Origin of the sequence: Bermanella marisrubri (assembly GCF_012295615.1) — a bacterium.
GTDB lineage: Bacteria > Pseudomonadota > Gammaproteobacteria > Pseudomonadales > Oceanobacteraceae > Bermanella > Bermanella marisrubri.
On sequence record NZ_CP051183.1, the window covers coordinates 2,812,748 to 2,834,654 of the forward strand.

Genomic DNA, 21,907 nt, shown 5'->3' on the forward strand with positions numbered 1-21,907 from the left:
ATTTTTAATCTTGATTATGTTCAACAATATCGTTTACAACTCGGTCCATGTGAGAACTACGAGAGCCCTTTACAAGAACCGTAACGTCTTTGTTAAGTTTCTTTGTTAAAAAACGAATTAAGTTATCATGACTGGCAAACCAGTGTGCATTGTCACCAAAAGCATCCGCAGCTTTTCGGCTAAACTCACCTAGGGCGAAAAATTCATCAATACCTGCTTCGCGTGCATAAGCACCAACTTCAGCATGCGCTAAATGTGTTTCGACACCAAGTTCAGCCATATCACCTAAAACAAAGATCGTGTGACTGCTACGACTTGCTAACACATCCACTGCCGCTCGCACGGAAGCCGGGTTAGCATTGTAACTATCGTCAATGATTCTCGAACCATTTAACCCCTGTTTTTCAAGTAGTCGCCCTTCAACACCTTCAAACAATTGCAACCCACTAACAATAAGTTTTGGTGGCATATCTAAAGCGACACAGGCCGCCGCGCAAGCCAGAGCATTAAATACATTGTGCTTTCCCATCACCGAAAGCTGAACCTGTGATTGCTCATCATTAATATGCAAAGTAAATGCACAGCATCCATTGGCATTACTTTGGATATCCGTGGCACGAATATCTGCCGAAAGAGTCTCGCCGAAACTAATAACGCGACGGGATCCTGCTCTTTTCTGCCATTCCTCGAAATAAGGGCTATCTGCATTCAACACAGCGACGCCATCATCTGCTAACGCATCAATGATTTCGCCTTTAGTCTTAACGATTCCTTCAACGCTACCAAAACCTTCCAAGTGTGCGTTACCAGCATTGGTCAAAATCGAAACGGTAGGACGAGCCAACTCTGCAGTGTAAGCAATTTCACCAAGTCCACTTGCACCCAATTCAATCACTGCATAATCATCACTATCACTCAAACGCAGTAAAGTCAGTGGCGCGCCGATGTGATTATTTAAATTACCTCGGGTAACCAAAACCTCGTTTTGCTGACGTAATAGCGTGGCCATCATGCCTTTTACTGTGGTTTTACCACTGCTACCTGTAATGGCGACAACAGGATTTTCAAAACGCAAGCGATTGTACAAACCTAAACGCCCGAGAGCCTCTGTAGTATCAGCAACCTGCAGAAACGGTACTGTCACCTCCATGCGTTTGCTTATGAGTACGGCGCTCGCCCCTTTTTCAATGGCCTGCTGCACATACTCATGACCATCAAAGCGGTCGCCTATCAAAGCAACAAACAGATCACCTGGTTGCAGGGTGCGTGTGTCCGTACTCACGCTTTGAAACGGTATATTTGCACCTCTGTGTTTGGCGTCTAAAAAATCGGCCACGTCCGCTAAACGAATTGCGCCTATCATGTATTCTCCTGCCTCAGCTGAGACCTTATCTGCAACGCTTCTCGAGCGGTTTCTTGATCACTAAATGGATATTTAACACCATGAATTTCTTGATAATCCTCGTGTCCTTTACCCACAATCACAATTAAATCGTCGGACTTCGCATTTAATATCGCGCTTTGGATAGCTTGTTTTCGGTCCAGTTCCGAAGGAACTTCTTTTTTGAGACCTTGTACCATATCGGCCAATATTTGCTCAGGAGATTCACTTCGAGGGTTATCACTGGTAAGCAGTACACTGTCAGCAAAATTTATAGCGGCCTGAGCCATAAGCGGGCGCTTTCCGCGATCTCGATCACCGCCGCATCCAACCAAACAAACTAAATTACCTTTGCAATGCTTTCGAGCAGACTTCAAGACTTGCTCAACTGCGTCCGGCGTGTGCGCATAATCAACAAGAACATTTGGCTGTGAGTCATTAGAATCTATTAACTCCATTCGACCACTCACTGGTCGCAATGCTGTGACAGCCTTGCACGCACTAGAAAAGTCAAACCCCATGGCGATAACCGACAATACAGAGGCCGCAGCATTGTATGCATTGAACTCACCCAGTAACGGCAAAAAGACTTCTTGTTCTTGCCCATGAAAACGAAGCGCTAATTGCTGACCAGTATCAGTGGTTCTTGTGATGCAAAAATGTAAATCCGATTTTTCATCTGTACCATAAGAGTAAGATGAGTAAGACACGGGTTCGGATAGTAATTTTTTTCCGTAGTCGTCATCTTGATTTATGACGGCCCATTGCAAACCTGGCTCTTTGAATAGTAAGCGCTTTGCATCAAAATAAGCGTCCATGGTGCCGTGATAATCTAAATGATCGCGGCTTAAATTAGTAAAAATAGCACCATTAAACGCGACTCCGGATAAACGTTTTTGATGCAATCCATGACTGGATACTTCCATAGCTATCGCTTTACAGTCTTTTTTCACATCCGCTAACGCTTGATGCAAACGTGGCAAAGGTAAGGTGGTCATGCCTGTTGGCTTTAAATCATTCCAAAAGCCATAACCAAGTGTCCCCATTACTGCGCAAGAGTGACGCAATTCTGTCAGCAGCTGGGCTACGTAAAAAACGATGGAAGATTTACCATTGGTTCCCGTGACACCAATTACATCCATGTGTTGACTAGGCGAGCCTAATTCATGGTTCAGCACGCTGGCTGCAAACGTCATGACATCTGATACTCTACAATAATTGTGCGCGCTATATTCTATTTCACCAATCACCAACACCGCTCGTTTTTCGAGCGCCTGCTCAATGTAAGCAGCTTCATCGCCGGCCACTGATGGCAATACAATTAAAGCATCCCCGTCTTCAACGTCTCGACTATCAAATACAATGCGATTCAGAGTTTGTGCTTGACCCAGTAATTCTGCAGGGCATTGCTTACCAAGCCACTTGACGATAGAGGTTCCAATATTAATCATGTCCCCTCCCAATCGCATTCTGTGCGAGCGCCTTCTCTGAAAAAACATTGGGAGCTATGTTTAGCAAACGCAAACTGGCTTGCGCTACGCGAGAGAAAACAGGCGCAGCAACTTCACCCCCATAATACTCTCGACCTGCAGGCTCATCGACAACGATGATGGTAGCGATTCTTGGGTTATCCGCAGGGGCTATACCCGCAAACAAAGACAGATAACTTTCATCTTTATAACCTTGCGCGCCCACCTTGTGCACAGTACCCGTTTTACCTGCCACCCGATAACCATCTACTCGGGCGCGACGTGCGGTACCTTTGGGGCCAACGACGGTCTCTAACATGGCCACTACATCGTTGGCCACCTTATTTGAAATAATGCGTTCACCACGAACCTTGTTTTGCTTAACTAATGTGAGTGGCATTTTAATACCGCCGTTCGCTAACACTTGATAAGCTTGCGCCAACTGCAAAGGTGTAACTGCCAAGCCATAACCAAAAGACATGGTCGCCGTTTGCAAATTATCCCAATGAGCCCCTCGTATTGAGATCTTACCTCCCTGTTCACCGGGTAATCCTAAACCAACAGGCTGGCCCAATCCTAAACTTTGATAAAACTGCCACAACGCATTACCGCCCATTTCCAAGGCCAATTTGCTGACACCAATGTTGCTAGACTTGGTCAAAATGCCAGTGATGTCCAAACGTCCGTAATCGCGATGATCACGAATAGTTTTGCCTTTTAAACGCATAAAACCCGGATGAGTGTTAACAATGCTTTCAGTTTGTACAATGCCATTGCTCAGTGCCGCCGCCACCGTGAATGGCTTGACAGTGGAACCAGGTTCAAAAATATCGGTAGCAACTCGATTCCTCACAGAATCAGCCACCAACTCCACTCGGTTATTTGGATTAAAAGCAGGTTGATTGACAAGTGCTAAAATCTCACCTGTTTTAACATCCACCATAATAAGTGATCCGGCTTTTGCGCCGTGTTGCGTTACTGACGCCTTCAATTCGCGATAGGCTTGATATTGCAAACGTAAATCTAAACTTAATACAAGCTCTTTACCGGCTTGTGCAGGTTCAACCACGCCTAAGTCTTTAACCAAACGCCCCAAGCGATCTTTAACTATTCTCCCAACCCCAGGCGTGCCTTCTAAATAGTCATTAAAGGCTAACTCAACGCCTTCAATACCACTCTCATCAATATTGGTAAAACCCACTACATGACTAGCAACCTCACCAGCAGGGTAAAAACGTTTAAACTCTTGCTGCACTCCTACACCGGGTAATTCGAGCGCTTGAATCGCCTTAGCAAGCAAAGGAGTTTGCTGGCGCTCTAAGTACATAAACTCTTTTTGTTTATTGAGCAAAACTCGATTTTTCAACTGCCAAAAGCTTTGTGACAAATGAAAGGCAAGTTGACGTAAATCCCCTTCAATATCTTTGGAGTCCTGCAGAAACTGTTTAGGATTGATCCAAATACTTTTAACAGGAGTACTAACAGCCAAGGGTTCGTTATTGCGGTCCACAATCATGCCACGATAAGCGTGGATTAGTTGATCGCGAACTGTTCGTTTTTCACCTTCACTCTGCAGGAAGTCTTGCTCAAATGTTTGCAACTGAACCAAACGACCGGCTAACACGACAAACAGCAGCAAACCAAGCGTCATCACTAAATAGTGACGCCAAGCACGCGCTCCTTGTGAGTTGGCATATTGGTTCTTATTGCTCATTTAATTCGATCACCTGAGTGTTATTTTTATCTGGGAATTCCATATTCAATTTTTGTCGAGCGATATACTCAACCCGACTTGGTGCCGCCAAGGTGCTGTATTCCAACATCAAGCGACCATACTCTTCCTGCAACTGATCATGCTCTTCGCCAAGAGCTTGCCATTCATGCGCCAGCTCTCGATTTTCAAAACTCACCAAGATGACCGCCAGTGCATTGGTAAACAATACGAATGCTGCAATTCCCGTTTTCAGCACGACTTATATCCGTTTTTCTGCTACTCGCATAATGGCACTGCGAGATCTTACATTTTGCTCTACTTCTTCTTTACTTGCTTTTATTGCCTTACCAATATGTTTCAGCGGACGCGGAGCGTCTTGTTCCATAATGGGTAAATCAGGTGGAAGCTGGGGCCCCTTCTCTTTATCTCGAATGAAGCGTTTTACTATCCGGTCTTCTAGTGAGTGGAAACTAATCACGACCAAGCGACCACCTTTGGCAAGCATCTCTACGGTCTCATCTAATACGCTTTCTAAATCACCTAATTCATTGTTAAGAAAAATGCGCAAACCTTGGAAGCTACGAGTTGCTGGATGCTTATTTTTTTCCCATCGCGGATGTGCATGCTTAATGACTTCTGCTAAATCTAACGTCCGCGTAAAGGGTTCAATTGCGCGACGCTCAACGATGGCACGCGCCAAGCGGCGACTAGCACGCTCTTCACCAAACTCGTAAAACACATTGGCGATTTCTTCTTCACTGGCGGTAGCAATCCATTCTTGAGCAGTGATACCCGCTTCGGTATTCATCCGCATATCTAAGGGACCATCTTGCATAAAGCTAAAGCCGCGTTCGGCCTCATCTAATTGAGGACTACTCACCCCTAAGTCCATTAACACACCAGACAATTCCTTACCTTGACCATGAGCTTCCACGAATTCTCGCAACTGAGCAAAAGAGCCATGGCAGATCTGAAAACGCTGATCTTGTGCCATTAACTCTTGACCCGTAGCAATAGCTCTTGGGTCTTTGTCTATACCAATAACACGACCTTGTTCACTCAGCTGATCAAGCAATAACTTGGTGTGCCCACCACGCCCAAATGTGCAATCCACATATAAGCCATCCGGGTCCTGATTCAGAGCCTCGACCGCTTCGTGCAATAAAACCGTGATATGTTTGCTCATAGGGATAAATTCATCAGTTCATCGGGCATTTGTGCATCATCTTTCATGGCGTCCAAGTACTCTTGGCGACACTGATTCCAATGATCTTCATCCCATAGTTCAAATTTGTTGCCTTGCCCCATCAATACAACTTTCTTATTTAGGCCGGCATATTCGCGTAGTGGACCAGGTAAAAGCATGCGGCCATTTGTATCCATATCCACATCCGTGGCATGGCCAATGATTAGACGCTGAATACGTCGAGCAGCAGGATTAAAACTGGGAAGGGCTTCTAGTTTGGCCTGAATAGGCTCCCATTCATGCAGTGGATACACTAATAAACAACGCTCTTCAGTATCAATCGTAACAACCAGAGCTCCATCGTTGCTCTCATGCAACAATTGGCGGTAGCGGGTGGGCACAACCATACGGCCTTTTGCGTCAAGATTAATATGATGCACGCCTCGAAACATGATTTTTGCGCCTTTGTTAGCCTACAAGCTCACAATTTCCCACTTTTACCCACAAAACTACACTTTTACACACTATAGAAACAGTAGACGTGCTTTGCAAGGAGAGAAACAGTAAAAACATCGCTTTGAGCTAGAGATCACGGTATTTTCAGGCGGATGACCTTAGATTTTTTAGGAATATAAAACGGTAGCAAAGAAGGTTTTTGAAAAAGCCCATAAAACAAGCGCATGAAACGATGCCTAGGGCAAAAAAGAAGTGGAGTTGGCCATAAGCCGGGTTCTGTCCCTTGCGAACAAGGTCACGATCATTCATCTAGGCTTTGGATCGCTCCAAAGCTCAAGCAACCTACCCGTTCCCAGTGCGGGCCGCACCTCAGGGAACCTATTTGGTCTTGCTCCGAGTGGGGTTTACCATGCCGCGTACCGTTACCGGACGCGCGGTGCGCTCTTACCGCACCCTTTCACCCTTACCTGTGCTACCTAAATAGCCATCGGCGGTATACTCTCTGCTGCACTGGCCGTGGGCTCACGCCCCCCAGACGTTATCTGGCACCCTGCCCTATGGAGCCCGGACTTTCCTCTCCTTGAACAAATTCAAGCAGCGATCGTGCGGCCAACTCCGGCGCGCAGCATACTCTGTGATCACAATTAATCAAGTTTATTTTGCTTCTAACGCCAGCTGGTACAGTTGATTCTTTTTATAACCCGTATGAGTTGCCGCTAGAGCCGCCGCCTTTTTCATCGGCAGTTCGGTAGACAGCAGCAAGGTTAAATCGATGGCCTCTTGACTGACCTCCTGATGTTTTTTCGCCTGCGCCCCGCGTATCATAATAACGAACTCGCCTTTCTGTTGGTTGGCATCGTCCTGCATGGTTTTCAGAATATCACTGGCCGAACCTCGTAAAAAAGTTTCAAACGTTTTGGTGATTTCTCGCGCTACCACCAATTGCTTATCATCGCCCATTACTTCGATCAAATCAGAGAGAGAGGCTGTAATGCGATGGGGTGAATCATAGACCACTACGGTGCGCTCTTGCTCCAAAATGCTTTGGAAATAGGCTTGTCGACCATGGCTTTTAGCTGGTAAAAAGCCATCAAATAAAAAGCGATCAGTGGGCAATGCCGCAGCCGACAACGCTGCAATAATTGCGCAACTGCCGGGGATTGGTACCACATCAAACCCAGCCTCAACCACGGCTTGTGTTACATGATATCCAGGATCGGCTATAAGCGGTGTACCTGCATCACTTACAAGCGCCATAGACTCTCCCGCACTTAGCTTATCAATGATACGCTTTGCGACCTGATCCTCATTGTGATCATGGGCAGCTAACAGGGGTTTTTCAATGGTTAGGTGATTGAGTAAACGTTTAGTGTGCCGAGTGTCTTCTGCCGCGATACAGTCTACAGAATTTAAAATTTCAACGGCTCTTTGTGTGATATCCGCCAAATTTCCTATGGGTGTGGCCACCACATAGAGTTTATTTTCTGCCATAATGCTCGCCTTTAAGATACTGATGAAAACTCAAGCTATGTCGAATCGTTTATTGTCTGTACTCATTATCACCACTCTGATGATCGCAGGCTGCTCAACCCAGCCAAGTCGTACCAAAAGCGGCAGTGTACCGATTGTCGAAGAGGGACCATTATCAACGATTCAAAACCATATAGCCATGGATCGTTTGTTTGAAGCAGACATCTCCATTCAGGAATTAGACCCTTATACACTCAGCCAAGACGACCAAGTCCGCTACTACTGGCTCAAAGCCAAACTAGCTGTTGCATTGGGTCGTGGCGAAGAGGCCATTAGTGCATTAAATGCGGTTCCGCCCGGTGCATTCAGCCGCATAAAAGACATCCCCGAACATGACAGTGGATTTATTCGCGCACAAGCCCTGTACTTAAAGGGTGAGTTCATCGCTAGTGCTCGCGAGCGCATGTTTTTATCTGGAGTATTAAGCGGACAAGCTAACCAACAAAACCATCAAGGTATTTGGTCAAGCTTAATGCAGGCAGAGCTTAAAGACATAGAAGCCCTTCAACAAAAAACACAAACGGTTTTATTTAAAGGCTGGCTTGACCTGGCGCTACTAATTAAACGAAATCAAATCAACCTCGACCAGCAGCTTAGCAACTTGAGACTATGGCAAGCACAATACGATGGCCACCCCGCTGCTAAAGACTTGCCAGGTGAATTGGATCAGTTAGAAGATTATGTAGAAAACAAGGCCGATTATATTGCGTTGATGCTGCCACTTAATGGCAAACTTGCACGCACAGGCAAAGCAATCCGCGATGGTTTTTTTGCATCGTATTACCAAGCATTGCAAGCCGGTGCCAAAGTGCCACAAGTCAAAGTCTACGATACCAGTCAAGGGGACTTTTGGAATCTTTACAAGCAAGCGATCCTAGATGGTAACGAACTGGTAATCGGTCCATTGAGTAAGCAAAGCGTCGAACGCCTGCAGCAGGAGCATCGCTTGCCCGTTCAAACACTGGCGCTGAACTACGGCAATCGCGATTACCAAGAAAACCCGGAGCAACTTTATCAGTTCGGCCTCGCAGTTGAAGATGAAGCGGAACTCGCTGCTACGTTCGCTCGACAACAAGGTCATCAAAGTGCTATCGCTCTTGTTCCTCAGGGATCATGGGGAGAACGCGTTTTTAGCCGCTTTAGTCAAGCATGGCAAGGCCAAGGTGGTGCCTTGGTAGAAGCCCAATTTTTCAGCGGCAGTGGTGATTACAACAAAGTGATCAGCCAATTACTTTCCGTGGACGATAGCGAACGCCGCGCGTACCAACTACGTCGCCAACTACGTACACGCTTAGAGTTTCAGGCTCGCCGCCGCCAAGATGTGGATTTTATTTTCGTAGCGGCCTTGCCCCATCAAGCCCGACAAATCAAACCAACATTAGCCTTTAACTTCGCCAGCGATTTACCCATGATTGCCACTAGCCAAGTGTATTCTGGTAGCCCTTCCCGCTCTAAAGACAGGGATCTAAACGATGTTATGTTCTGTGATATTCCTTGGATTCTAGATGACCCTGAATTGCGTAGTACAGTGAAAAAGCAATGGCCACAGGCAGCGGGCGGACTTGACCGTTTATATGCAATGGGGGCTGATGCATTTACGCTCTACCCTCGGTTAGGGCAAATTAAAGTACTGCGCTATAGCCGGATTCCTGGCTATACCGGGCAGCTTGCCATGGACCAATATGGACAGATTGTGCGTAAGCTTTCATTTGCTCAATTCAAAAATGGAATTGCCAAAAAAACACAAGGAGTAGTGGGGCATGTGGAGCAACAGCGATCACTCTAAAAGCAAAATTGAAACTGGCTCGTTTTACGAAGCACAAGCCAAGCAGTTTCTAGTGAATCAGGGACTGATCTTTATTGAACAGAATGTGAACTTTAAAACCGGTGAACTCGACCTCATCATGAAGCACAACAAGCACTTGGTGTTTGTTGAAGTTCGCTATCGATCGTCACAAGATTACGGTGGTGCAGTCACAAGCATCACGGCTAGTAAACAAGCGCGAGTAAGGCGAGCCGCACAAACTTATTTACAAAAGCATTTTGGCAATCGTCCACCACCATGTCGTATTGATGTGGTCGCTTTTGAGGGAGCGAATACCAAAGCAATTTGGATCAAGAATGCATTTGCATAAGCAAATAACAGCACATCTGTGTGAAGGCACGGATTTTTATTGGGTAATACTAGTCAATAACCGCAAGGCTTTGTAAGCTAGACAACAATAATTCGACTAGCCCCTCGATATACGAGATATACATATGGAATTCCAAGAACGCATTACACAACATTTCGTTGATAGTATCGAAACCAAGCAGCAATCTGTGATGGAACTGGCCCCGCAAATCGAACAGGCTAGTGCTTCGATGGTCAATGCCCTGCTCAATGGCGGCAAGATCTTAAGCTGTGGTAACGGTGGTAGCGCAGGGGATTCTCAGCACTTCTCTTCTGAATTATTGAATCGCTTCGAGCGCGAACGCCCTAGCTTACCAGCGATTGCTCTAACAACGGACAGCTCGACGGTAACCTCGATTGCCAATGATTACAGCTACAACGAAGTATTCTCCAAACAAATTCGCGCGCTAGGTAATGAAGGCGACGTGCTACTGGCAATATCCACTAGTGGCAATAGCGCCAACGTGGTTCAGGCCATTCAAGCGGCACACGACCGTGGCATGCGAGTGGTTGCTCTAACAGGTAAAGACGGTGGCGATATGGCATCGCTTTATCAACCAGACGACATTGAAATTCGTGTACCTAGCGCGGTCACGGCTCGCATTCAAGAAGTACATTTGGTTGTCATTCATTGCCTATGCGACCTGATTGATTGGCAGCTATTTGGGCCTTTAGAGGATTAACGACTCGAATAGGTTTAAAACACTTGAAGCAGAGCAGTGCTAACTCTCTGCTTTATGTTTTTTAATAGATATAATGTCAGAGGCCAATAAAGCTACTAACAGTATCAAGGTAGCAATCTCAATCGACCACTGCATCAGCAAAGCCAGCAAACTAACCACTATCGCTACTGAAATCAAAATCATCCCTACAAGAGATAGTTTATCTTCCCCTTCTTTCGCTAGAACAGTAAACCAAGGCAATAGGTTAGATTTTAAAGGAGACTTCCATGCGTTCATTCCCAAAATTCCGATTTTTGGGTTGGATTGCTGCTCAGCAAAAGTTCCAAAAAATCTATCCCATACAATAAAAACGCTTCCAAAGTTTTTATCGATATATTCTGGATTGGTTGCATGGTGTAAGCGGTGATGGCTTGGAGTATTTAGGATCCATTCGAATATACCAAATCGAATATTCCATTCATTGTGAAGAAACAATTGATAAAGTCCGTGTGTTGCGACACTGAAAACAATCATGTCACTGCTAAATCCAAGCCAAAACATTGCTCCTAAAATAATCCAGATAACCGCAAAGTCGAAAACACTCGACCTCACACCAAGACTGGGAACCAAGCGCTTGCTTTGATGGTGCACTGAATGGACACTCCATAGAAGTCGATATCGATGGGAAGCGCGATGAAACCAGTAATATAGGAAATCGTATGCTAGTACTGCTAACGCGTATGTTGCAATACTAGAGGGCAACTCCAACCAAATACGCTGGAAATAAATCCAATGATACAGTGGCGTGATAACGACCAACATTATGCCACCAACTGACATACTTAAGACCCAGACAGCCACATTACTAACGTCATCTTCAAAGCTCGCACCTTTAACCCAAGCATGCCATACACTCAAGACAACAAGTAGGAACAGCGTTATAACTAGCGCCAACTCGGACAAATTAAAACTCCTTTATCGTTCATTATTTATACGGTATAGTCGCGCCATTTTTACACAAACCACTAGGATTCGATAATGAAAAGGAATCTTTTCTTCTCTATTTTGTTTATTTCAGCCTCTCAATTGAGTTATGCAGGTTCGAGTGTAGCCTACTTCCCTGCAAAGCCAGAGGTCACAGCCCCTACCCAGCAAGAAAAAAACGTAGCTCTAGAAGCAACCTTTGAAACCTCTGGAATGGAAATTATTGACAGCCAAGGAAACCCAAGTGCCGACGGTATTACTTTCAAAGAGGTAAGGTGGTATCTGCAGCATGAACCACAGGGACTTGACCAAACAATAACTATTCTAGGCGGTCAACGAGCACTTGGAGATCACTTCATAGCGCTTGGTGTGATGCCTGAACAATCCTATGACTACACCGTCAGTGAAGATTTAAACCTTTCTTTTGATGATATAGCCGTACCTACTTTACGTATTTTCAACACAGGTAAGGTAGAACTGATTAGCGAATCCAATACAGTTATTGGTACAGTATCTGCACAAGTTGAACATTTATACGATATTGAACCTGCCGATTTCGAGCCTAGAATTATTGTCAAGGAATACAATAATGCAGTAGCTGTTAGATGGTCTTTTGAAGCTCATCCTGAAGGCTATGTAACAATAGAAGCAATAATAAAAGATGACGAGAATATTGCTTTATTATCAGACCCTTCTCTTCTTACTGATGACATTTTTACTTTAAACAGTGGGGAAGTTGGCGTCACAATAGGTAGTAAGGAACAAACACAATCTTTAGCGGACTGGAAAACCACGCTAACGCAAAACAGTATTAGCAACTTCGGCCTATTTTTTGAAAACTCTACTGAGGAATTACTTACTAAGACAACTGAATCAACAAACTTAAGTACTTTTTCCGCTCCAGTGTTCATCGAAACAACTGCTGAAAGTTTTAGCTCGACGCAATCAATAGACCCAGGGATAGAGTATAATGTCTATTCTCAACACATAGCTACAAACCAATATGACTATACAATATATTCAAGTCTATCTGATCCCATCAGATTCTCTTCACTATTAAATAGTAGCTACACATTGACTCTGAATAGCGATAAAAAAGCCGTAATAGGTGAACCAAAGACCTTCGATTTTAGCCTTGCAAGTACTGGCGAGCATCTTGGAACTCCACGTGTAGAGCTTAAATTACCATTCAATGCCCTGAATAATCTAAATGGTAACTTGAGCGACTTTTATAGCGCTGAATCAGACTACATAGAGTCAGACTGCGGTGTCGAAATCATCGGTGGCGAAACTATTCTAAGTTGCATCAATCCAATGGAACCAGGTGACACCGACTCAGTTACATTCAATGCGACTTTTAATGAGGCAGACTCAACCTCAATTCAATATCGCGTTTGTGAGTCAAAACTCAATCTTTGCGAGGGAGTTGAGTATGAAACGATTTCTATATCAGTAGAAACAGATGACTCGGCAACAACCAGCGATTCCCAGCAAGAATCTAGCGGAGGTGGTGCTTTATTGTGGTTATCTCCACTATTACTGTGTCTAATTAGGCGCAGAAAAAGCCTTTAAATCTAGAAAACAAAAAATCCCGCTTAAGCGGGATTTTTTATGTCTGCACCATTGGCATTTGTTTTAGTGAAATGAAAAGCTTTCCATTTCACTGCACACATATTTAGGCTTAGCTACACCATTTACGTGCATTGCGGAACATACGCATCCAAGCACCATCTTCTGACCATTCATCAGGTTGATAGCTGTTTTGAATAGCTCGGAATACACGCTCAGGGTGCGGCATCATAATGGTCACACGACCATTAGCAGCCGTTAAACCGGTAATGCCTTGAGTAGAACCATTAGGGTTAAATGGATAGCGCTCAGTCACCATGCCATAGTTATCAACATAGCGTAGTGCGACCTGACCTTGCTTATTTACTGCTTCAAGATCAACCTCATTGGCAAACTCAGCATGACCTTCACCATGAGCAACCGCAATTGGCATACGAGAACCTTGCATGCCTTGCAGCATAATGGAATCCGTTTCTTGAACTTCTACCATGGCAACACGAGCTTCAAATTGCTCCGATTGGTTACGCACGAAGTGAGGCCAATGTTCAGCACCTGGGATCAATTCGTGTAGGTTTGAAAGCATCTGACAACCATTACATACACCCAAGGCAAATGTATCTTCACGCTCAAAGAATGCTTTAAATTGATCACGTGCTTGCGCATTGAATAAAATAGACTTGGCCCAGCCTTCGCCGGCACCCAATACGTCACCATAAGAGAAACCACCGCAGGCAACCAAACCACGGAAAGATTCTAACGTGGTTCGACCACTTAAGATGTCACTCATATGCACATCTACCGCTTGGAAGCCCGCACGATCAAACGCTGCGGCCATTTCAATTTGACCATTCACACCTTGCTCACGAACGATGGCAACTTTTGGTCGCTCTGTCGCCGACAATGCTGACGTAATATCGTCATTCACATCGAACGTTAGTTCAGCATGCAGACCCGGATCATCCGCATCAAGCAAGTTTTCAAACTCTTGCTTCGCGCATTCTGAATTGTCACGAATCGCCTGAATCTCGTGAGAAGTACGCGACCACAAACGCTGCAACTGGATACGAGATTGAGAATAAATCGTCGCATCTTGTAGTTGAACATTGATTTGATCTTGATCGTTCAGTTGAGCCACAACTTGCGTGCAATCACCCAAACCGGCCGCGCTTAATTGAGCCAAAACATATTCAGTATCATCCTTACGTACTTGAATCACGCCGCCCAACTCTTCAGCAAACAACGCAGGAATCACATCGTCAGAAGAATCCACTAAGCCATCTAATTTAATATCGATACCCACGTGGCCAGCGAAACTCATTTCCGTTAAGGTCGCCCACAAACCACCATCACTGCGATCGTGATAAGCGAGTAATTTGTCGTCTTGATTTAGCCCCTGAATGACAGCGAAGAATGCTTTCAAGTCTTCAGCCTGATCCACATCCGGCACTTCATTACCGACCTGATCAAATACTTGTGCAAACGCCGAGGCGCCCAAACGATTCTGACCACGACCTAGGTCAATCAAAATCAAATCAGTCTCTTCATCATCCGCACGTAGCTGCGGAGTCAACGTTTTACGTGCATCTTTTACTGGCGCAAAACCCGTCACTATCAAAGACAATGGCGCAGTAACAGTTTTTTCTTCACCGGATTCTTCATTCCATTTGGTTTTCATGGACATGGAATCTTTGCCCACAGGAATGGTTAATCCAAGCTCAGGACACAACTCCATACCTACCGCTTTTACGGTTTGGTATAGCTTTTCATCTTCACCATCGTGACCCGCTGCACACATCCAGTTTGCAGACAGTTTTACATCTTTAAGCTGTTCGATATTGGCCGCAGCAATATTGGTAACCACTTCACCTACCGCCATACGACCTGATGCAGGACCATTAATAATAGCCGCTGGTGTACGCTCACCCATGGCCATGGCTTCGCCTGTATAGGAGTCATAAGAGGAAGTCGTAACCGCAACATCGGCTACCGGAACCTGCCAAGGACCCACAAATTGATCACGTGCGACGGTACCGGTGATGGAGCGATCGCCAATGGTAATCAAGAAACTTTTGCTCGCTACCGCTGGTAGTTGCAAAACACGTTCAGCTGCTTGCTCAAGTTCAATACCTTTAAACTCAACTGCCGGTAACGTTAGATTTTTGGTTTTTACATCACGATGCATGCGTGGTGGCTTACCCAGTAACACCTGCAACGGCAAATCCACTGGTGAATTATCAAAGTGGCGATCGGTAACGGTTAAGTGTTCTTCTTCAGTGGCTTCACCAATCACCGCAAACGGGCATCGTTCACGCTCACAAATCTCAGCAAACTGCTGCAAGTTTTCAGGCGCTACCGATAATACATAGCGCTCTTGAGATTCATTACACCAAATAGCCAATGGCGACATGCCAGGTTCGTCGTTTGGTACTTCACGCAATTCAAAACGACCACCACGACCCGCGTCACTGACTAATTCAGGGAACGCATTAGACAAACCACCGGCACCAACGTCATGAATGAAAACAATAGGATTGTCATCACCCATTTGCCAGCAGCGATCAATCACTTCCTGACAACGACGTTCCATTTCTGGGTTACCGCGCTGCACCGAAGCAAAATCTAAATCTTCGTTTGATTCGCCAGTATCCACAGATGACGCTGCGCCACCACCTAAACCAATTTGCATGGCTGGGCCACCCAATACGATGAGCTTGCCGCCCACTGGAATTTCACCCTTTTGCACGTGCTCTTCACGAATATTGCCGTAACCACCTGCGATCATGATGGGCTTGTGGTAGCCACGCACTTCTTCTTCGTTTGCACTAACCACGTTTTCTTCGTACGTACGGAAATAACCGCACAAATTTGGACGACCAAACTCATTATTAAATGCAGCACCACCAATAGGGCCTTCGATCATAATATCCAGTGCCGACGCGATGCGCGCTGGACGTCCGTATTCGCTTTCCCAAGGTTGTTCGTAACCAGGAATGCGTAAATCGGAAACGGTAAAACCAGCTAAACCCGCTTTGGGTTTTGAACCAATACCTGTTGCACCCTCATCACGAATCTCGCCACCAGAACCTGTCGCTGCACCTGAGAATGGCGCAATGGCTGTGGGGTGGTTATGGGTTTCAACCTTCATCAAGATATGCATTGGCTCTTGATGATACTGGTAATCTTTCCCTTGAGGTGTCGGGAAAAAACGCCCCGCCGTATGGCCTTTAATAACGGACGCATTATCTTTGTATGCAGATAGAATATTTTCGCTGTAACACTCGTATGTGTTCTTGATCATTTGGAAAAGCGACTTATCTTGTGCTTCACCATCAATGTCCCAACTGGCGTTGAAAATTTTGTGACGACAGTGTTCTGAGTTCGCTTGCGCAAACATCATTAACTCGATGTCATTGGGATTACGACCAAGCTTGTTGTAATTTTCGACAAGGTAATCAATTTCATCGTCAGCCAACGCCAAACCCAACTCGGCATTCGCTTTAACCAGTGCATCACGACCGCCTGTCTGAATATCAACCTGCGACATTGGTGCTGGCTCAGCCTGCTTAAATAATATTTCCGCTTCATTAAAGTCTTTAAGAACCGTCTCCACCATTCGATCAAACAAATACGATTGGAGTTCGGTAGCGGAATCTACACCCTCAATCCAGTATGCGATGCCACGCTCGACTCGCTTCACTTTGTTCAAACCACAGTTATGTGCGATATCCGTTGCTTTCGATGACCATGGGCTAATCGTGCCGATGCGCGGCACCACCAAAACCATTTCACCACTTGGATTTTGTTTATCAGCTCTAGGACCATATTTCAGCAAGCGCTCGAGCACAGTTTGCTCTTGGTCTGTTAGGGCATCAGTAACATCTGCAAAATGAACAAATTCAGCGTAAACAGAACGCACTTCAGGATTCGCTAATTGCAATTTGCTAAGGAGTTTTTCTCGACGAAATGCAGAGAGTGCAGGAGCACCGGACAGTTTGAGCATTGCTGTTAGGCCTACTGTTTCATAAGTGGTGAAATTTGGAGGCGTAATTCTACTGGAAAGCACCCCTACTCACCAGAGCTATGCACAAATAAGCCAAAAGCACGAAGCAAGTTTGCAAAAGATTATTATTTAGACACCATAGGTCAAATATTAGCCCTATATAACAAAATGATATAAAAATTTATAATTCAACAACCACGGGGGCTAGAAGCCATTTATGTGAAGTTCGGCCACAATTGTCAAACAAGCGTGTTTGGTGAAATTTAAAGCAAATAATAAAATATGATGTAGATCACATTTTGCTGGAAATACGGTATCATCCGCAGCACAAGAATTAAGCAAAGCAACGCACTATTCATTATTGGGGAGGAAGGCGATGCATAATCAAGCAGTTAGCAAGCGCCAATGGTTATTAAAAGCCAGTTTCGCTCTATGTCTCATATGCGTTGCCGTCATTATGGTGCTTACCACCGGCAATGATCATGGCTACGATGACATAATGGAAAGAGGTAAGTTACAAATCATCACCCGTAACAGTCCTACTACCTACTTTGAAGATAAAGACCAAGCTGCCGGTTTTGAATATGAAATGGCGTCCATGTTTGCTGACTACCTGGGCGTGGAACTAGAAGTTAAGGTCGCCGACACCCTGGAAGACCTCATTAACGAAGTGGCCTCGGGCAACGTGGCCCTTGCTGCGGCAGGCTTAACAGTTACAGATGAGCGCAAAAAGCTGGTCAGTTTCGCTGATAGCTATATGTCAGTGACCCAAAAGCTAGTTTATCGCGTGGGTTCTCAGCGGCCTCGCAATATCGAAGACCTGTTAGGCAGTAAATTGGTCGTGACCTCTCACTCTAGTCATGCACAGTACTTACGAAAATTACAACGCGATCACTTACCAAAACTTAGTTGGATCGAGCGTGAAGATGCTGAAGTGGTGGAACTTGTACAAATGGTCGAAAATGGAGAAATCGACTACACCATAGTGGACAGCAACGAATTAGAATCCATTGATAATTTTTACCCTAATGTAGCCAGTGCATTTACTTTGGGCGAAGAACAGCAATTAGCTTGGGCGTTTGCAAAATACAGTGATCAAACTTTGATTGCCAAAGCTCGTGAATTCTTCAATCGTATTCGCGAGACAGGTGACTTGTCTCAATTAGAAGAAAGACACTACGGCCACTTGAAGCAAATCGATAATGTCGGCACTCTAACGTTCCTGCAGCAAGCGGATCAGCGCCTCCCTCGATACCAAGATTTATTCATTAAAACAGCCGAAGAGCTAGAAGAAGACTGGCGCTTACTCGCTGCTATTGGTTATCAAGAAAGTCATTGGCGCCCTCACGCTCGCTCTCGCACCGGTGTACGTGGGTTAATGATGCTAACCCTCAATACCGCGAAAGAAATGGGTATAAAAAATCGCTTAGACCCAGTGCAAAGTATAAAAGGTGGTAGCGCCTACTTTGCCAAACTGAAAAAACGTTTCGATCACATTGCAGAACCGGATCGTACTTGGCTGGCACTTGCCGCTTACAATGTCGGGGCAGGGCACCTTCGCGACGCGCAAGATATTACTGAAATGCAGGGCGGCAACCCAGAACGCTGGCTTGACGTAAAAGAACGACTACCGCTGCTAACGCAAAAGAAATGGTACAAAAACACACGACATGGCTACGCGCGCGGGTATGAGCCAGTCAAATATGTACAAAACATTCGCAGGTTCTATGACTTACTAGTATGGCGCGACCAGCCTGAACCAAATTACGCTTTAATGAACAAAGAAGAAAGCTTCTTTACTGCCAGCAATGGCTACAAAAAAATAGCACCGCTTATAAACTAAGCGGTGCTATCACGATTTTTTTTGACCTTACTTCGCCGGCTGACGCCGGCATTTTTTTAATTTAAGATTTGGTATTTGCTTCATCATCCAGCGCATTCCGCAACTTAGGCAATTCGCCTGTGCATTCTTTATGACCAAGATCTCCTAGGGCGCTACTCATGCGATCAATCTTTGCATCAACAGCATGCATGTGATCTAAAAGATTATGGATTGAGCGAGCAATTGGATCTGGCATTTCATCTGTCATACCGTAGGCATCAAAGCCAATTTTATCCGCCATGGCTTGACGACGACGATCCTGTTCATCAGATGCTTTTTCTTTTTTAACAACAATGCGACCCGGAATGCCGACCGCCGTTGCTCCGTCAGGAACCGCTTTGGTTACTACAGCATTGCTGCCAACCCGTGCGTTTTCGCCTATTTCTACTGGCCCTAGCACCTTAGCTCCTGCACCGATGACAACACCATCCTTTAGAGTTGGGTGACGTTTACCCGCTTTCCAAGACGTGCCACCAAGGGTGACGCCATGATAAAGCGTGACGTTATCACCAATCTCAGCCGTTTCACCGATCACCACACCCATGCCGTGATCAATAAAAAAACCCTTACCGATTTTAGCGCCTGGGTGGATTTCAATTCCCGTAAACCAGCGGCTCATGAAGCTGACAAATCGTGCAGGGTATTTCAGACCGTGATTCCAACACCAGTGAGCAAAGCGGTAATGCATTAGCGCGTGCAACCCTGGATAGGTCGTCAGCACTTCAAATGTATTACGGGCAGCAGGGTCCCGATCAAAAACGCATTTTATGTCTTCGCGTATGGTGGTAAACACAGTCTCTCCTGTTGAGTCACTGATTAGAAAGTATCAACCATGAGGGCGGTTTCTACTGCTTATTATTTCTTAAAACCATCTTGAGGATGCCACGTAAAATGTTGACTTCTACCTTGTCGGGCATGGCTCTTTGGAACAATCTCCGTAAGCGTGGCATTAATTGTTTCGGATTATTGGGGTCTAAAAACTGAATATCAACCAAAGTTTCTTCTAAATGCTGGAAAAAACCGTTCATCTCTCCTTGCGTGGCCAATTCGTTGTCCCAACTGACTCCCCAATCCCCTTCATACTCAGGCTCCAAGGCCTGTTGGTGATCCAAGGCCGCCATTCTCACCTCGTAGCAGAGAACTTGTGCCGCCGCTGCTACATTGAGTGAGGCATAATCTGGATTCGCTGGTATATGGATATGAACCTGACACATGGCCAACTCGTCATTGGTTAAGCCGGTACGCTCACGTCCTAGCACCAAGGCCACCTTTTGCCCTCGGGGCAATACCTCCATGGACTTAGCAGCCGCTTTGCGCGGATGCATCAACGGCCAGGGTAAGTGACGACTGCGGGCGCTGGCGCCCATGACCACAGCACAATCCTCAATGGCTTGCTCAAACGTGGAAACCACTTTGGCGCTGGCCAATAGGTCCGTGGCGCCGCTGGCCATGGCAATCGCGTCATCACAAAGGTTGTTAGGATCAAAGGACTTTGGCTCAACCAATACCAAATCATTAATCCCCATAGTTTTCATAGCACGAGCCGTGCTGCCAATATTACCGTTATGACTGGTACCAATTAGTACAATTCGTAGATTTTCGAGCATTTTTCGCAGAATATTGAAGAAATTGCTCCCAGTGTACTCGTTTTACTTAGAGTTCTGAAAAGTTTTTGGTAGAATGCTCGGCCCTAAATTTTACTGAGCGTTATAGATCTCTATGCAACCCATGGTCAACCTAGCCCTGCGTGTCCTTCGTGATGCTGGCCAAGAGCTGGTCCACGCAGTGGAGCGTTTCGATTTCGAACGCGCTTCAGATCAGGAAATCAGCAAATTCATTGCCGACTGTGCCATTGGTACCGAGAAGCAAATTATCTTTAAACTGCGTAAACACTTCGCAAACGACAGCTTTGAAGGCCGCGAAACAGGTCGCAAAGATGCTGAAGAACCCAGTGGTACGGTATGGCATATCAGCCCTATCGAAGGCCAAGAAAACTTCCGCACAGGTTTTCCTTGCTTCAGCATGGTTATTGCCTGCCAAGTGAACGGAAAAACCGAGCATGCGATTGTAGTAAACCCAGTTACCGGTCAAGAATTCACTGCCACTCGCGGTCGCGGCACCGAAATGAATGGTCGCCGCATGCGTACCGGCGAGAAGACCAAGATCAATCAAGCCATGCTTGGCGTTAAATTCCCAGGTATTGCGCAAAATGAGCAAAATGACCGCATTCGTCAGCGCATCAGTAAGCTGGCCCAAGAAACTCGCATGATTCGCGCTATGGGTGACGATGCTCTTAGCCTTGCACATCTTGCAGCAGGCCACTTAGACGCTGTTTGGTTAAGCCGCGTTGATAGCACTGCCCTCCAAGCTGGAGCACTATTAGCGAAAGAAGCAGGCTGCCTACTGACTGATTTTAGTGGTGGTGCTCATTATGAAGCAGACGGCGACGTTATCGCCGCCAACCCTAAGCTCATCAAGAGCTTAATTAAAGCTTCAATCTAATCAAAGTGTGTCTATTCCTGTCCTGCTTGGGCATGAATAGACCCCTTCTTATTCCAACATCGAACCTTGTAAAAGGTTTGGATTATCCCCACTATCTAGCTATACTCAAATAAAGATTGGTATGGAGTAGAGCCCTTGAAACAACTTATTCAAACCTTCGTTGAATCCGTACAGGCTTTTATCCAACAATGGACGTTAGATCAACAAAAGCCGCAACCCATCCGTGTTGAGGTGGAAGAGCAACGCCGTCAACAGATGCAGCGTCGCCGCCGATAAAAATAACATAAGCAATAATAGTGCAACTTGACCCTAGCGGTCACAGAGCTGTCAGAAAACGAATTCAAAAAAAAACCCAAGCAGCCTTCACTGCTTGGGCTTTTTATTTAAGCCAATCTTTTA

General features: G+C 45.6%; 18 protein-coding genes and 1 other RNA gene. 7 read left to right on the forward strand and 12 right to left on the reverse strand.

Annotated features, from left to right (window positions below; genetic code table 11):
* Window positions 1-4: 4 nt before the first annotated feature.
* The 8 genes from HF888_RS13095 to rsmI form a co-directional block, all read right to left on the reverse strand.
* Window positions 5-1,363, reverse strand: coding sequence for a UDP-N-acetylmuramoyl-tripeptide--D-alanyl-D-alanine ligase (locus HF888_RS13095; RefSeq protein ID WP_007016762.1), 1,359 nt, complete (start codon window positions 1,361-1,363; stop codon window positions 5-7).
* A complete protein-coding gene (locus tag HF888_RS13100; RefSeq protein ID WP_007016763.1) occupies window positions 1,360-2,832 on the reverse strand; it encodes a UDP-N-acetylmuramoyl-L-alanyl-D-glutamate--2,6-diaminopimelate ligase in 1,473 nt (490 codons plus the stop codon). The genes HF888_RS13095 and HF888_RS13100 overlap by 4 nt, the downstream gene beginning before the upstream one ends.
* Window positions 2,825-4,564 carry a peptidoglycan D,D-transpeptidase FtsI family protein gene (locus HF888_RS13105; protein ID WP_007016764.1) on the reverse strand — a complete coding sequence of 580 codons (1,740 nt, stop codon included), beginning with the start codon at window positions 4,562-4,564 and terminating at the stop codon, window positions 2,825-2,827. The genes HF888_RS13100 and HF888_RS13105 overlap by 8 nt, the downstream gene beginning before the upstream one ends.
* The gene (gene ftsL, locus HF888_RS13110; RefSeq protein WP_007016765.1) at window positions 4,554-4,820 is read right to left on the reverse strand and encodes a cell division protein FtsL; all 267 of its coding nucleotides are present in this window, start codon (window positions 4,818-4,820) and stop codon (window positions 4,554-4,556) included. Before ftsL ends, HF888_RS13105 begins: the two co-directional genes overlap by 11 nt.
* A gap of 3 nt (window positions 4,821-4,823) precedes the next feature.
* Entirely contained in the window at window positions 4,824-5,750 is a 927-nt protein-coding gene (gene rsmH, locus HF888_RS13115; RefSeq protein WP_007016766.1) for a 16S rRNA (cytosine(1402)-N(4))-methyltransferase RsmH, read from the reverse strand.
* Window positions 5,747-6,202, reverse strand: coding sequence for a division/cell wall cluster transcriptional repressor MraZ (gene mraZ / locus HF888_RS13120; protein WP_007016767.1), 456 nt, complete (start codon window positions 6,200-6,202; stop codon window positions 5,747-5,749). The genes rsmH and mraZ overlap by 4 nt, the downstream gene beginning before the upstream one ends.
* Window positions 6,203-6,456: 254 nt before the next feature.
* An RNA gene (gene rnpB, locus HF888_RS13125) (RNase P RNA component class A) lies at window positions 6,457-6,823 on the reverse strand.
* 37 nt (window positions 6,824-6,860) lie between these two features.
* Window positions 6,861-7,697, reverse strand: a complete 837-nt coding sequence (gene rsmI, locus HF888_RS13130) for a 16S rRNA (cytidine(1402)-2'-O)-methyltransferase (RefSeq protein WP_007016769.1) — start codon at window positions 7,695-7,697, stop codon at window positions 6,861-6,863.
* A gap of 22 nt (window positions 7,698-7,719) precedes the next feature.
* Between rsmI and HF888_RS13135 the strand changes: the two genes are divergently transcribed.
* From HF888_RS13135 to HF888_RS13145, 3 genes are all read left to right on the forward strand, one after another.
* Complete coding sequence (locus HF888_RS13135) at window positions 7,720-9,522, forward strand: penicillin-binding protein activator (RefSeq protein ID WP_165837007.1); 1,803 nt, start codon at window positions 7,720-7,722, stop codon at window positions 9,520-9,522.
* The gene (locus HF888_RS13140) at window positions 9,497-9,871 is read left to right on the forward strand and encodes a YraN family protein (protein ID WP_007016771.1); all 375 of its coding nucleotides are present in this window, start codon (window positions 9,497-9,499) and stop codon (window positions 9,869-9,871) included. The genes HF888_RS13135 and HF888_RS13140 overlap by 26 nt, the downstream gene beginning before the upstream one ends.
* A 124-nt stretch (window positions 9,872-9,995) precedes the next feature.
* Window positions 9,996-10,592: a phosphoheptose isomerase gene (locus tag HF888_RS13145; protein WP_007016772.1), complete on the forward strand. Its 597-nt coding sequence runs from the start codon at window positions 9,996-9,998 to the stop codon at window positions 10,590-10,592.
* A gap of 39 nt (window positions 10,593-10,631) precedes the next feature.
* Here the strand turns inward: HF888_RS13145 and HF888_RS13150 are convergent, their stop codons facing one another.
* A complete protein-coding gene (locus HF888_RS13150) occupies window positions 10,632-11,534 on the reverse strand; it encodes a sterol desaturase family protein (protein WP_007016773.1) in 903 nt (300 codons plus the stop codon).
* A 75-nt stretch (window positions 11,535-11,609) separates the two neighbouring features.
* Between HF888_RS13150 and HF888_RS13155 the strand changes: the two genes are divergently transcribed.
* A complete protein-coding gene (locus tag HF888_RS13155) occupies window positions 11,610-13,127 on the forward strand; it encodes a hypothetical protein (RefSeq protein ID WP_007016774.1) in 1,518 nt (505 codons plus the stop codon).
* A gap of 109 nt (window positions 13,128-13,236) precedes the next feature.
* On the opposite strand, the gene purL is transcribed toward HF888_RS13155, so the two are convergent.
* Window positions 13,237-17,124 (reverse strand): phosphoribosylformylglycinamidine synthase, encoded by a 3,888-nt coding sequence (purL, locus tag HF888_RS13160; protein ID WP_007016775.1) that lies wholly within the window; start codon window positions 17,122-17,124, stop codon window positions 13,237-13,239.
* 376 nt (window positions 17,125-17,500) lie between these two features.
* Here purL and mltF point away from each other — a divergent pair, with 376 nt between their 5' ends.
* Entirely contained in the window at window positions 17,501-18,967 is a 1,467-nt protein-coding gene (mltF, locus tag HF888_RS13165; RefSeq protein WP_007016776.1) for a membrane-bound lytic murein transglycosylase MltF, read from the forward strand.
* A gap of 61 nt (window positions 18,968-19,028) precedes the next feature.
* On the opposite strand, the gene cysE is transcribed toward mltF, so the two are convergent.
* Complete coding sequence (cysE, locus tag HF888_RS13170; RefSeq protein WP_007016777.1) at window positions 19,029-19,799, reverse strand: serine O-acetyltransferase; 771 nt, start codon at window positions 19,797-19,799, stop codon at window positions 19,029-19,031.
* Window positions 19,800-19,851: 52 nt separating this feature from the next.
* Window positions 19,852-20,613, reverse strand: a complete 762-nt coding sequence (locus tag HF888_RS13175; protein ID WP_007016778.1) for an RNA methyltransferase — start codon at window positions 20,611-20,613, stop codon at window positions 19,852-19,854.
* Window positions 20,614-20,725: 112 nt separating this feature from the next.
* On the opposite strand from HF888_RS13175, the gene HF888_RS13180 reads away from it, so the two are divergent.
* Entirely contained in the window at window positions 20,726-21,508 is a 783-nt protein-coding gene (locus HF888_RS13180; RefSeq protein WP_007016779.1) for an inositol monophosphatase family protein, read from the forward strand.
* Between the two features lie 135 nt (window positions 21,509-21,643).
* Window positions 21,644-21,784: a hypothetical protein gene (locus HF888_RS13185; RefSeq protein ID WP_007016780.1), complete on the forward strand. Its 141-nt coding sequence runs from the start codon at window positions 21,644-21,646 to the stop codon at window positions 21,782-21,784.
* The last annotated feature ends 123 nt before the right edge of the window (window positions 21,785-21,907 follow it).

Excerpts from the sequence above, each read along its gene's own strand:
- HF888_RS13095 (WP_007016762.1), bottom strand. The coding sequence starts at position 1,363 with ATGATAGGCGCAATTCGTTTAGCGGACGTGGCCGATTTTTTAGACGCC.
- mltF (WP_007016776.1), top strand. The coding sequence starts at position 17,501 with ATGCATAATCAAGCAGTTAGCAAGCGCCAATGGTTATTAAAAGCCAGT.
- HF888_RS13140 (WP_007016771.1), top strand. The coding sequence starts at position 9,497 with ATGTGGAGCAACAGCGATCACTCTAAAAGCAAAATTGAAACTGGCTCG.
- HF888_RS13175 (WP_007016778.1), bottom strand. The coding sequence starts at position 20,613 with ATGCTCGAAAATCTACGAATTGTACTAATTGGTACCAGTCATAACGGT.
- HF888_RS13105 (WP_007016764.1), bottom strand. The coding sequence starts at position 4,564 with ATGAGCAATAAGAACCAATATGCCAACTCACAAGGAGCGCGTGCTTGG.
- HF888_RS13155 (WP_007016774.1), top strand. The coding sequence starts at position 11,610 with ATGAAAAGGAATCTTTTCTTCTCTATTTTGTTTATTTCAGCCTCTCAA.
- mraZ (WP_007016767.1), bottom strand. The coding sequence starts at position 6,202 with ATGTTTCGAGGCGTGCATCATATTAATCTTGACGCAAAAGGCCGTATG.
- rsmI (WP_007016769.1), bottom strand. The coding sequence starts at position 7,697 with ATGGCAGAAAATAAACTCTATGTGGTGGCCACACCCATAGGAAATTTG.
- purL (WP_007016775.1), bottom strand. The coding sequence starts at position 17,124 with ATGCTCAAACTGTCCGGTGCTCCTGCACTCTCTGCATTTCGTCGAGAA.
- rsmH (WP_007016766.1), bottom strand. The coding sequence starts at position 5,750 with ATGAGCAAACATATCACGGTTTTATTGCACGAAGCGGTCGAGGCTCTG.
- HF888_RS13135 (WP_165837007.1), top strand. The coding sequence starts at position 7,720 with ATGAAAACTCAAGCTATGTCGAATCGTTTATTGTCTGTACTCATTATC.
- HF888_RS13145 (WP_007016772.1), top strand. The coding sequence starts at position 9,996 with ATGGAATTCCAAGAACGCATTACACAACATTTCGTTGATAGTATCGAA.
- HF888_RS13180 (WP_007016779.1), top strand. The coding sequence starts at position 20,726 with ATGCAACCCATGGTCAACCTAGCCCTGCGTGTCCTTCGTGATGCTGGC.
- HF888_RS13100 (WP_007016763.1), bottom strand. The coding sequence starts at position 2,832 with ATGATTAATATTGGAACCTCTATCGTCAAGTGGCTTGGTAAGCAATGC.